The following is an 11442-nucleotide window of genomic DNA, read 5'->3' on the forward strand; positions in this document are numbered from 1 at the left end:
CAGGGAAGCCCTGCCTTTATTGCGGCTAGACGTGCTGGCCCTTGGCCGCTGCCCGCCTGCAGCACATTGCCCATGATCACTTCGTGCACCGATTCCGGCTGCACCCCGGCTCGCCCCAGTGCTTCTGTGATAACCCGCGCTCCCAGTTCAACAGCCGGTACTGTGCTCAATCCGCCCATGAACGCGCCGATCGGCGTTCGCACAGCGCTTGCAATTACAACGTCAGACAGATCGCCACCCCCATCTGCAATGCATTATTTAATTACTAATAGTGACTGCTAGTCACCGATAGTTACCGATAGACATTGATATTCATTGATATTCACTGATAGTCACTGACAGACATTGATATTTACTGATAACCATCGATAGTTACTAAGTGCAATAAATAATCATTCAAGTCATCGCTATGCAAACATAGCTCGTTATATCCCAATACCAACCGTTCGAACATAGTTCAGCAATAAAGAAGCGCGCGATTGGTTCAAACCGATTTGACACAAGGACCGAGAATATGCCGCAGCGCCTCGATGAATACCTGATTTTCCTGCTCCGTTCCTATGGATACACGAATCGTATCTGGATAGCCGAGCAAACTGCCCGCGCGCACCACCACGCCCCGCTCCAGTAACGAGCGGAATACGTCGTCACCAGAACAATTCAGCTTCACCATCAGGAAGTTGGCGTGCGATGGATAGCAGGACAGACCCAACTGCTTCAATTCCGCAACCAGCTTGGTTCTCTCCGCCTCATTCCGCCGGGCACAGTCTTCGGCGAACGTCGTATCGTTCAGTGAGGCAAGAGCCGCAGCTTGCGCCATCCGATTCGAATTGAACGGTTCCTTTACCTTGATCAACTCCTGTACGATGCTCGGATGCATCATACCGTAGCCTGCTCGCAGCGCAGCCAAGCCATAAATCTTAGAGAACGTGCGCAAGATGACCAGATTGGGATAGCTGGCAAGCAGTGGTATGGTCTGTAAGTTGTCCGGATCGGACACATACTCGTAATATGCCTCGTCGATGACCAGCAAAATATGGCGTGGTACCTGCTCGATGAAGGCAAGCAGCTCGCTTCGCTCCACAATTGTCCCGGTTGGATTGTTCGGGTTGCATATGAAGATCATCTTCGTCCTGCTGCCGATCGCCTTCAACATGCCGTCCAGATCATGAACGCCCTCGATGAGCGGCACCGCAACGGGAACGCCTCCCTCAATACGAATGTTCGTATCGTAACGAGGGAATGTGACATCGGCCATGATCGCCTCGTCCCCTGCGGCAATATAACTCCGCGTTAGTAAACGGATAATTTCGTCGGAACCATTGCCGACAATGAAATATTCAGGCTCCACGCCCAGATGAGCTGACAGCTTCGCCGCCAATTCGGGGGCGGTTCCTTCCGGATACAAGGCGCACTTCTCCATTTCGCGTACAATAGCCTGGGCGGCAAATTCCGAACAGCCGTACGGATTTTCATTGGACGCGAGCTTGATGATCTCCGTAAGTCCGAACTCCCTTTTTACCTCTTCAATCGGTTTTCCCGGCACGTACACGCCGAGCGGCTCGATTTCTTTTCTTGTCGGGATCTTGACAGACACTTGCATACACGCTCCTCCTTAGCCCTTTACTCCGATGCCCGAGGCGTTGCGTTCGCCGCGTTCAATGCTGGGCTTATTCGGAACGTCGCCTCGGTTTTGTGACGAATCTCTTCTACGTCAGCTCCTTGCTGTGTCTCGATCAAGACCATGCCTTCTTCGGTAAAATCAAATACGGCCAAATCGGTAATTAACCGGTCGACGACTCGTTTGCCCGTCAGCGGCAAACTGCACTCGCGCTTGATTTTAGATTCACCATGCTTGTTCACATGCTCCATAATGACGACGATGCGCCGGGCGCCGTTCACCAGATCCATGGCGCCTCCCATGCCTTTAATCATTTTGCCGGGAATCATCCAATTCGCCAGATCACCCTGCTCCGATACTTCCATCCCGCCCAGAATGGCGAGATCGATATGACCACCGCGGATCATGGCGAACGATTTGGCACTGTCGAAGTAGGATGCCCCTTCCACAGCGCTCACCGTCTCCTTGCCTGCGTTAATCAGATCCGGATCCTCGCTCCCCTCTAATGGGTATGGCCCAATGCCGAGCAGGCCGTTCTCCGAATGGAGCATCACATCGAACTCTGGCGGAATGATGCCTGCAATGAGGGTCGGCATGCCGATGCCGAGATTGACTGTCATCCCGTCCGCAATCTCCAGCACTGCTCGCCGCACGATGGCTTGACGTGCATCACTCATGCGAATCCCTCCGTTCCTTGCTGCGCCGCCGACTGGACAACGCGCCGTTCCACCCTCTTTTCATACCCGGTTCCGTGAAGTATCCGCTGCACATAGATGCCAGGCGTATGAATATGATTCGGATCCAATTGTCCCGGGTCGACCAGCTCCTCCACCTCGGCAATCGTAATTTTACCTGCTGCTGCTGCCAGCGGATTGAAGTTCTGGGCTGTCTTCCGGTAGATCAGATTTCCGAGCGTATCCCCCTTCCACGCCTTCACGAACGCAAAATCGCCGACAATCGCCTCTTCCATCAGGTATGTGCGGCCGTTGAACTCTTTAAGCTCCTTGCCTTCCGCTATCGGCGTGCCGACACCGGTAGCCGTATAGAAGGCCGGGATACCGGCTCCGCCTGCGCGAATGCGCTCAGCCAGTGTGCCCTGCGGAACGAGCTCAACCTCCAGCTCACCGTTCAGAAGCTGGCGTTCAAATATTTTGTTCTCCCCAACATACGAGGAGATCATCTTCTTAATCTGGCGGTTCGCGAGCAGGAGACCGAGCCCCCAATCATCCACGCCGCAATTGTTGCTCACAATGGTCAGATTTTTCACACCGCTGTCTCTCAGCGCCGCAATAGCCAGCTCGGGGATCCCGCATAGGCCGAATCCACCCACGATCAAGGTAGCGCCATCCTGAATTCCCTTTATCGCCTCAGCGGCGGAATGCACGACTTTCCTATCCTTCATGCCATGCGCTCCTTTCATCAGCGTATCTTGCACCTCATGCACGCACCTACACGGTTCGCGACGCTTCCGGCGAACCCGCGCACCAGCTGTACATGTATTGACTATCCTCGTAGGACAGCGCTTGCTTGACAACGCGCAGCGGACGAAACGTGTCGATCATGACCGCAAGCTCTGTCGTTTCCTTTTTACCGATGCTGTCTTCGATCTTGCCAGGATGCGGTCCGTGCGGGATGCCTGATGGATGCAAGGTAATGGAACCTTCCTTCACTCCCTTGCGGCTCATGAAGTTGCCCCTGACATAATAGAGCACCTCGTCGCTGTCTACATTGCTGTGGAAATAGGGGGCAGGAATTCCATCGGGATGATAATCGTATAATCGAGGCACGAAGGAGCAAATGACAAAGTTATTTCCCTCGAAGGTCTGGTGAATCGGCGGCGGCATATGAATGCGGCCCGTTATCGGCTCGAAATCGGCAATATTGAAAATCCACGGATACAAATACCCATCCCAGCCTACAACATCAAAAGGATGATGGTTGAATATATGCAGATGGATATATCCCCTAGACTTCGTTCTTACTTCGAATTCACCAAGCTGAGCGTAAGTCTCCAGCTTATCCGGACCGCGGAAATCCCGTTCGCAGAACGGACTATGCTCCAAAAGCTGGCCATGCGGGTTGCGATAGCGCTTCGGCGTTGTAATCCAACTGTTCGTCTCCACGACCAGGAGCTTTGTACGCCCTTGCCCTGGCTTCGGTATGACGCGATAGATCGTGCCGATCGGTATGTTGATATAATCCCCTGGACGGTAATGGAGCGTGCCGAACATCGTCTCCACGGCACCCTCTCCTTCATGTACGAACAACAGTTCATCCCCGTCCCCGTTCCGGTAGAAGTAATCCATCGCCTGATCGACGTTCGCAGTCGCGATAAGCAGATCCTCATTGCCAAGCATATAGCGTCTGCCAGCAACAGCGTCGTCCGCATCCATGCAATCGCCAGTCAATAGATGACGGTGGCGAAGCGCCCCCTGCTCTTCGAACTCAATATCGAAGACGGCATGCACTTCCGCCTTGCTGATAGCCGTCGGCGGATAATGGTGATACAAGATCGACTGAATGCCGGAGAACCCCTTCGTTCCCATCACTTGCTCACGGTACAGGGTGCCGTCCGGCTTGCGGAACATCGTATGCCTCTTTCCAGGGATGTCTCCCATGCAGCGGTAATAGGCCATGACACGAATCCTCCTCTTTTCAATTCAATACCGGTTGAGCGGCTTCTTCGCCGCTTCAACCGATGGTATTACGCAACAAGCCAAGTCCCGTGACCTCTAATTCGACGATATCGCCGGGCTCCAGCCAGCGGTGAACCTCCTGCCCCAGTTCGAGAATACAGCCGGTTCCGACCGTGCCCGATCCGATAATATCCCCAGGATACAATGTGGCGTCCGCCGATGCCCGCGCGAGCATGTTCCCGAACGTATAGTGGAGATCGCGCATATTCCCTCGTGACAGCTCGGCGCCATTGACGCGAGCCTTCATCTCCAAGTCATGGCGCTCTCCTGTACGATACCGTTCGAGCTCGTCCTTGGTGACTAGATACGGCCCGAGCGAGGTGGCAAAATCCTTGCCCTTGGCCGGGCCGAGACCGACTTTCACTTCCTCCCGCTGGATATCGCGCGCACTCCAGTCGTTCATGATGCAATAGCCAAATATATAGGAATCAGCCTCTTCGGCAGTAATATCCCGTCCTTCCTTGCCGATGACGCAGGCCACCTCCAGCTCGTAATCCAGAGCGGAGGTGGCGGTCGGTTTGCGGATAAGCGCGTTCGGGCCGACAATGGCCTGATGGTTGCTAAAATAAAACACCGGGAACTGGTACCATTCTGGCATGATATCGAGTCCCCGTCTCCGCCTTGCCCCGATCACATGCGCCTCGAAGGCATAGAAATCGCGGACGCTCGGCGGCTTCGGAAGCGGTGCAAGCAAGGTGACATCGGATGCCGCATAGATGCCCTTAAACGAGAGCATCGCCTTCGCATCAGAGCCAAGGCGGCTATCGATTCGCTCGGCCTCCTCCATATAGTCCTCATGACGGCGCACAAATTCCAGCAATTCGCTCGGCAGCCGCCCTGCACTGACCTCATGCATGTCGACGACGCAGCCTTCCCGCAGCCAACCGGAACGCGGCGAGCCTGTTCCGGTGTCAAATGTCACAAACTTCATAGAACCTCCCGCTTTCCGTTATACCGCTACTTTTTTCGCTCCAGCATGAAGGTGTCAGAAGCGGCACGAGTGTAAACTTGGCCGGCCATGCGTCCGATCGGAAGCAGCTTCTCCATATCGATTTTGCCATCAGCATACAGCTCGTCGCTGATATGCATCATTACGACCTTGCCGATAACAAGGCTGCCAGCGCCCGGCTGATCGCCGAAATGCAGGATATCATGGAGAACGCACTCCATGTGAATGCCGCTCTCCTGCACCCGGAAGGGGCGAATTAGCTCGCTTGGGATCGGGGTCAAGCCCGCAACTTGGAACTCATCCACCTCGGGATCGAATTCGGCAGCTGTCTCATTCATTGGCTCGACGATCTGTTCCCCGACAATATTGACCACGAATTCACCGGTTGCTTCAATATTAAGGAGCGTGTCCTTCTTGCATCCGTCCGTCCCTCGGCGCATCGGGGCGAAGCAGATCATAAGCGGATCCGCGCAGATTGCTGTGAAAAAACTGAACGGCGCCAAATTCGCCATACCGTTCGAATCGATCGTGGACACAAAAGCAATCGGTCGCGGCAGGATGGAGCCTATCATCAGCTTGTAAGCGTCTCTCCAATGAAGATCATGCGGTGTAATATTCATGCGGCTTCTACTCCTTCCTGTGGCGCGGTGCTACAAGTTGCCGCGGCGCTCCTGCTCCCGTTCGATTGATTCGAACAAGGCCTTGAAATTGCCTTCGCCGAAGCCAATAGCTCCTTTGCGTTGAATAATCTCGAAAAACAGTGTCGGTCTATCGACAAGCGGCTTCGTGAAGATTTGCAGCAAATAGCCCTCATCATCGCGATCCACCAAAATTTTCAGCTCCTGAAGCTTGGCAATATCTTCATCAATGCTTCCAACCCGTTCCGTCAGCATTTCATAGTAGGAGTCCGGCGTGCTCAGGAACTCGACCCCGTTCTTGCGGAGCGCCGTCACCGTAGAGACAATATCGTTCGTCAGCAGGGCTAGATGCTGCACGCCTGCTCCTTTATAATATTCCAGATACTCCTGAATCTGTGATTTGCGCTTAGCAGTTGCCGGCTCGTTGATTGGGAACTTAATTCTGCCGCCGTTATGCATAACTTTAGACATCAATGCCGAGTATTCCGTGCTGATGTCCTTATCATCGAAATGAATCATTTGCTTGAAGCCCATCACATTTTCATAGTAAGCCACCCATTCTTCCATTTGTTCCACGTTGCCGACGACATGATCGATGCCGATCAGTCCGGACGATTGATGTGGGAGGGTGTCTTCGATGGATTGATAGCCGGGAAGGAACAATCCTTCGTAATTATCCCGCTCGATCAGCGTATGAATCGTATCTCCATATGTGCCGATGATCGCTTTTTTGACCTTGCCGTGCTCATCCGAATATTCGACAGGCTCCATAATGGCGATTCCGCCGCGTGAGACTGCATCCTTGTAAGCCTTTTCAACATTACTAACCCGCAACGCAACATCCTTGACCCCATCCCCGTGCAATTTGACGAACTCTGCAATTGGATGGTCGTCAGAGAGAGCCCCAGAGAGTACGAACCGGATTTTATTTTGCTCGATTACATACGATACTTGCTCTCGGTTGCCAGTTTCTAAGCCAGAATAGGCAATAGGGCGGAATCCGTACCCTTTGACGAAATAGTGCATCGCTTGCTTGGCATTCCCTGTATAAAGTTCAATGTAGTCGATTTCTTGGATTGGGAAAATCTCTTTCTCCGTTAATTCGAAAACCTCTTGTCTCTTCATTCAACATCCTCCTACACTCACATGGATTGCTTCCACTGAGAGTATATGATGGATACCAATATCTAGCAAAAGTGTACCCGAACGCGCCCATGCTACAACGCACGGCGAAGTAACCGCGGCTGGACAGACGCGCATGAATTCGGCAGGGATGAACCGCTTCGATGCACTAGCGTAGTGAGGAGGCAGCAAGTGGAGCACATCTTCATTGAATTGTGAATGTTTTTTGAACAAATAGAAGGAAAAAGGCGTCATCTTGTCTAAAAGTAAAGCATAAGCGCATTCGTGGTATTCATTTCGAATTGGAGTTGATTGACGATATGTGTGCCAAGCGTTCCGGCGACCCGGCGATTGAGCAATTGCTGGAGGCCATTATAAAGCTGCAAAGCATCGAGGAATGTTATGACTTTTTTGAAGAATTGACGACACCTAAAGAACTGCAGGCACTGTCCCAACGGTTGGAAGTCGCCAAATTGCTGTTGAACGGCAACACGTATATGGAAATCGAGGCGGAGACTGGCGCAAGCACGGCCATTATTTCGCGCGTCAAGCGTATCCTGCACAATGGCAATGGAAGTTACCGGCTCATGCTCAACAGACTTGAACAGCAATCGCAATAAAAGTAGCAGATGCTTGCAGTGTTCCGGGCTAGTTAAAGCCGACACATGTTAAGCGGAGGGGATTAGCGCGTGTCGGCCTCTCTGCCCGTCTTGCTTGACTTTTCGAGCCAAATTGGCCACAAGTGCGGCGCAACTGTCGCATCCCGCATTTTGTTTTCAGCGTATGGGAGACAAAGGCTGAATATGCAGTATGCTTATTTTCCGCATCAGTCAGAGAACAACATTTCATTTGCAAGCAGCATTACGCTGCTTAATTTTCCTCTAAAAACCTGAACAACATAGTCATTGGCTATACACTCGAAAATATCATCATGAAAAGTAAAAAAATAGTGTTTTCTCGCGTCCCATAACTCTTGCTTAAAATTAGAGTGTACTGAATTGATTTTCTTTTGTTCATTTGTCCAGGAAGAATTTTTGATTTCGTGCATCTCATAACCTTCCAACCCATGTTCATAGAGCGGGTGTCCATGCAAAACTTCATCATTAACTCCACCGAATCTAATGCTGTAACACCTTTCAAATTGAATAAGTGCAACATAATCTTTCGATTGCGGATCAAGTTCATGAATGATGTTTGCACTTTCATCCCATTCGGGGTTACTAGTGCCTATATAGTATAATAAACAGGTTTTGTATCCGTTTGATACAACATGAGGAAGCGGAGCACCAACATCCTGCGGAAATGTTGTTTTAATGGGTATAGCTGTTTCTTCACCCTTCATTAAGGATATTTTCCTGTTTAATATTCTGCGTTCATCAATTAGGTCATACATTTCCTGATCTATTTTGTTTCTCTTTTTATTTAAAATGCTTTTTATTTGCGAAAGCCTTTGCTCAATCTCAATAATGCTCGCCATTAATTTCTTCACACCTCCAAATTTAATTTTTGGTTACATCCAAACGGCGAAACCTACCGCGCAAAACGATTATACACCATTAGCGGATGGAGTATTTATGATACGACAACGTTCATAGGATACCTCCCTAATTTATCTAAATAAGAGATTTCGCCGTCCTTCCCCCTACAATCTTCCTTCGCTGCGTGTCTCCCCGCACAAAATGAATCGGGGCTGCCTCTGCGTTATGAACACAACGCAGAGGCAGCCCCTCTCCTCACAGCAATTATACCTGCGGGCCGGCAAGCTTGATGGACTCCGCTACATCGCTGAATTTTATTTCGAAATTGCGAGCAAAAATCTCCGCCAGCTGCTTCGCCTTACGATCATAAGCCGATTTATCCGCCCACATGTTCCTCGGATCAAGCAGTTCATGGGGAATGAATGGTACCGCATCAGGGATAAGCATGCCGAATACAGGATGAGAAGTGAAGGCTGCCTTCTCGATACTTCCATTCATAATCGCCTTGACCATCGCTCTTGTGTACGACAGATTCATCCGCTCACCAATCCCGTAGGGTCCACCGCTCCATCCTGTATTAACCAAATAAACCTTTACATCGTATTTCGTGATTTTGTCCCCGAGCATTTCTGCGTACACATCCGGTCTCAATGGGAGGAATGGAGCTCCAAAGCATGCCGAGAATGTCGCTTCTGGTTCGACTACGCCACGTTCCGTACCTACCATCTTGGAGGTATAGCCGGACAGGAAGTGATACATCGCCTGCTCCTTCGTCAGCTTGGATACGGGAGGCAGTACGCCAAAGGCATCGGCCGTCAAAAAGATAATGACATTCGGATGGCCTGCGGTACCGGGAATGATCGAGTTATGAATATAATCAATCGGGTAAGCGGCCCGCGTGTTCTCCGTCAGTGAATTACTATGGTAGTCTGCCTCACCGGTTACGGTGTCAATCCACACGTTTTCCAGGACAGAGCCGAACCGGATTGCATTCCAGATTTGCGGCTCTTTCTCCTGCGACAGCCCGATGCATTTGGCATAGCATCCGCCTTCGAAATTGAATACGCCCGCATCGGACCAGCCATGCTCATCATCGCCGATTAAGCCGCGATCCGGGTCAGCCGACAAAGTCGTTTTTCCTGTTCCCGATAATCCAAAAAACAACGCCGTGTCTCCATCCTCCCCGACATTCGCCGAGCAGTGCATCGGCATAACGCCACGGAAGGGAAGCAAATAGTTCAGCACGCTGAAAATCGATTTTTTTATCTCGCCTGCGTAATGGGTACCGCCGATGAGCACAGTCTTTTTCTCGAATGAGATCGCAATGAACGTTTCGGAATTCGTCCCGTCGACAGCCGGATCCGCCTTCATGCCAGGCATTGCAATCACTGTAAATTCAGGTTCATGAGTTAACAACTCATTTGTTGTTGGACGTATAAACAATTGTTGAACGAATAAATTTTGCCACGCGTATTCATTAATAAAGCGGACAGGCAAACGATAAGCCAGGTCTGCCCCTGCATAGCCGTCGAATACAAAGAGCTTGCGATTCTTCATATAGTTGATCGTTTTGTTATACAACGAGTCGAATTGCTCAGAGGTGATTGCCTGATTCACATCGCCCCAAGCGACATGGTCTGCAGTGTCCGACTCTCTGACGATGAACTTATCCCTCGGGGAACGTCCCGTATATTTGCCCGTTGTGACTTGCAAAGCGCCAGTCGAAGTTAGATGACCTTCCCCGTTGCAGAGAGCGGACTCCACCAGTTTGGCAACCGCCAGGTTCCTCTGAGATTCGTCTACATACAGACCAGCCAATTGAGTGCTTTCCTTATTTTTCGCGATCACGGTTATCCTCCCTATTCCACTGTTACCGAGTTCTTGTTTCATCCCGTCTCCAACAAATAAGAAAATGTATATTTTATCCTTTTTCATTTAATGTATACTATAAATAAATAATACGCAATATATAAAAGCGAATTGGGTGAATCCAATTATTTATTACGTCATTTTGAAAATGTTTTCACAATAGACAAATAAAAAAGGTGTCAATGCTTCTCTAAGAGATGAACTCTCTTTAAAAAAAGCATAACACCTTTTTCCCCATTTCTGGCTTACTTCCCTCAGCTACCTTGACGCTATCTCTTCTATATATAAGTCAGAAAAAAACTTCTACTTCGCCCAAACGGATTGCACAACAATTCCTTCATCACTCAACCGTTGCCGCAAGCTTTGGGCAAAAGCAAGCGCATGTGTGCCATCTCCATGAATGCATACCGTATCGGCTTGAATCGCCACATCAACACCCTGGACAGCGTGGACAACCCCTTCTTTTACCATGCGAATGACCTGCTGTACCGCTTCTTCTGTATCCGTAAGCAGTGCATTGGCATCCCGCCGCGGCGTCAATGAACCGTCAGCCTGGTACGTTCGGTCTGCGAATACTTCATGCACACAACGAAGTCCAACGGCTTGACCCGCCTTTACCAGTTCACTTCCCGATAGTCCGAATAACACCAGCTCTGGATTCATATCATGGACAGCTCGGGCAATCGCTTCAGCCAGCGCGTAGTTACTTGCAGCCATGTTGTACAAGGCGCCATGCGGCTTCACATGCTGCATCTTGCCGCCAACCGCCGTGACAAATCCGTACAGTGCCCCGACCTGATAGACGACCATATCATAGGCTTCCTCAGGAGTGATGTCGAGATTGCGCCGTCCGAATCCAGCTAGATCAGGTAGTCCGGGATGGGCCCCAATCGCTGCCCCACGCTCAAGTGCTGCTGCTACAGTCCGCTTCATGACGGATGGATCGCCAGCATGGAAACCACAAGCAATATTCACGGATGTTACGAACGGCAAAATTGCTTCATCCGTGCCGAGCCGATATGCGCCGAAGCTCTCACCCATATCACAGTTTATATCAATTTGATGCATA

Annotated in this window: 11 protein-coding genes and 1 pseudogene; 1 reads left to right on the forward strand and 11 read right to left on the reverse strand. The window is 50.7% G+C overall.

All coding sequences use genetic code 11. The features are described 5' to 3' along the window. The 8 genes and pseudogenes from AZ66_RS05455 to hppD all read right to left on the reverse strand — a co-directional run. Positions 1-179: pseudogene (locus tag AZ66_RS05455) on the reverse strand (acetyl-CoA C-acetyltransferase); the annotation flags it as partial. A 305-nt stretch (positions 180-484) separates the two neighbouring features. Next, the gene (gene hisC / locus AZ66_RS05460) at positions 485-1603 is read right to left on the reverse strand and encodes a histidinol-phosphate transaminase (protein WP_044353919.1); all 1119 of its coding nucleotides are present in this window, start codon (positions 1601-1603) and stop codon (positions 485-487) included. Between the two features lie 20 nt (positions 1604-1623). After that, on the reverse strand, positions 1624-2298 hold the full coding sequence (locus tag AZ66_RS05465; RefSeq protein ID WP_044353920.1) for a 3-oxoacid CoA-transferase subunit B: 675 nt from the start codon (positions 2296-2298) through the stop codon (positions 1624-1626). After that, entirely contained in the window at positions 2295-3023 is a 729-nt protein-coding gene (locus AZ66_RS05470; RefSeq protein ID WP_044353951.1) for a CoA transferase subunit A, read from the reverse strand. Before AZ66_RS05470 ends, AZ66_RS05465 begins: the two co-directional genes overlap by 4 nt. A 46-nt stretch (positions 3024-3069) precedes the next feature. Beyond that, positions 3070-4257: a homogentisate 1,2-dioxygenase gene (locus AZ66_RS05475; RefSeq protein ID WP_044353921.1), complete on the reverse strand. Its 1188-nt coding sequence runs from the start codon at positions 4255-4257 to the stop codon at positions 3070-3072. Positions 4258-4312: 55 nt separating this feature from the next. Beyond that, positions 4313-5248 carry a fumarylacetoacetate hydrolase family protein gene (locus AZ66_RS05480; RefSeq protein ID WP_044353922.1) on the reverse strand — a complete coding sequence of 312 codons (936 nt, stop codon included), beginning with the start codon at positions 5246-5248 and terminating at the stop codon, positions 4313-4315. 26 nt (positions 5249-5274) lie between these two features. Next, positions 5275-5886 (reverse strand): flavin reductase family protein, encoded by a 612-nt coding sequence (locus AZ66_RS05485; protein WP_044353923.1) that lies wholly within the window; start codon positions 5884-5886, stop codon positions 5275-5277. Between the two features lie 30 nt (positions 5887-5916). Continuing rightward, the gene (gene hppD, locus AZ66_RS05490) at positions 5917-7029 is read right to left on the reverse strand and encodes a 4-hydroxyphenylpyruvate dioxygenase (protein ID WP_044353924.1); all 1113 of its coding nucleotides are present in this window, start codon (positions 7027-7029) and stop codon (positions 5917-5919) included. A gap of 317 nt (positions 7030-7346) precedes the next feature. Here hppD and AZ66_RS05495 point away from each other — a divergent pair, with 317 nt between their 5' ends. Continuing rightward, the gene (locus AZ66_RS05495) at positions 7347-7646 is read left to right on the forward strand and encodes a YerC/YecD family TrpR-related protein (RefSeq protein ID WP_021257819.1); all 300 of its coding nucleotides are present in this window, start codon (positions 7347-7349) and stop codon (positions 7644-7646) included. A gap of 206 nt (positions 7647-7852) precedes the next feature. Here the strand turns inward: AZ66_RS05495 and AZ66_RS29650 are convergent, their stop codons facing one another. The 3 genes from AZ66_RS29650 to AZ66_RS05510 all read right to left on the reverse strand — a co-directional run bounded on the left by AZ66_RS29650 (position 7853) and on the right by AZ66_RS05510 (position 11441). Beyond that, a complete protein-coding gene (locus AZ66_RS29650) occupies positions 7853-8503 on the reverse strand; it encodes a hypothetical protein (RefSeq protein WP_052648404.1) in 651 nt (216 codons plus the stop codon). Positions 8504-8768: 265 nt separating this feature from the next. Then, complete coding sequence (gene pckA, locus AZ66_RS05505; RefSeq protein ID WP_442950271.1) at positions 8769-10394, reverse strand: phosphoenolpyruvate carboxykinase (ATP); 1626 nt, start codon at positions 10392-10394, stop codon at positions 8769-8771. Between the two features lie 282 nt (positions 10395-10676). Then, positions 10677-11441 carry a LamB/YcsF family protein gene (locus AZ66_RS05510; RefSeq protein ID WP_044353926.1) on the reverse strand — a complete coding sequence of 255 codons (765 nt, stop codon included), beginning with the start codon at positions 11439-11441 and terminating at the stop codon, positions 10677-10679. Position 11442: the final 1 nt, after the last annotated feature.

Source organism: Paenibacillus sp. E194 (assembly GCF_000935845.1).
Lineage (GTDB): Bacteria > Bacillota > Bacilli > Paenibacillales > Paenibacillaceae > Paenibacillus_B > Paenibacillus_B alvei_B.

Coding starts and splice junctions, on each gene's coding strand:
- hisC (WP_044353919.1), bottom strand. CDS start 1,603: ATGCAAGTGTCTGTCAAGATCCCGACAAGAAAAGAAATCGAGCCGCTC.
- AZ66_RS05465 (WP_044353920.1), bottom strand. CDS start 2,298: ATGAGTGATGCACGTCAAGCCATCGTGCGGCGAGCAGTGCTGGAGATT.
- AZ66_RS05470 (WP_044353951.1), bottom strand. CDS start 3,023: ATGAAGGATAGGAAAGTCGTGCATTCCGCCGCTGAGGCGATAAAGGGA.
- AZ66_RS05475 (WP_044353921.1), bottom strand. CDS start 4,257: ATGGCCTATTACCGCTGCATGGGAGACATCCCTGGAAAGAGGCATACG.
- AZ66_RS05480 (WP_044353922.1), bottom strand. CDS start 5,248: ATGAAGTTTGTGACATTTGACACCGGAACAGGCTCGCCGCGTTCCGGT.
- AZ66_RS05485 (WP_044353923.1), bottom strand. CDS start 5,886: ATGAATATTACACCGCATGATCTTCATTGGAGAGACGCTTACAAGCTG.
- hppD (WP_044353924.1), bottom strand. CDS start 7,029: ATGAAGAGACAAGAGGTTTTCGAATTAACGGAGAAAGAGATTTTCCCA.
- AZ66_RS05495 (WP_021257819.1), top strand. CDS start 7,347: ATGTGTGCCAAGCGTTCCGGCGACCCGGCGATTGAGCAATTGCTGGAG.
- AZ66_RS29650 (WP_052648404.1), bottom strand. CDS start 8,503: ATGGCGAGCATTATTGAGATTGAGCAAAGGCTTTCGCAAATAAAAAGC.
- pckA (WP_442950271.1), bottom strand. CDS start 10,394: ATGAAACAAGAACTCGGTAACAGTGGAATAGGGAGGATAACCGTGATC.
- AZ66_RS05510 (WP_044353926.1), bottom strand. CDS start 11,441: ATGCATCAAATTGATATAAACTGTGATATGGGTGAGAGCTTCGGCGCA.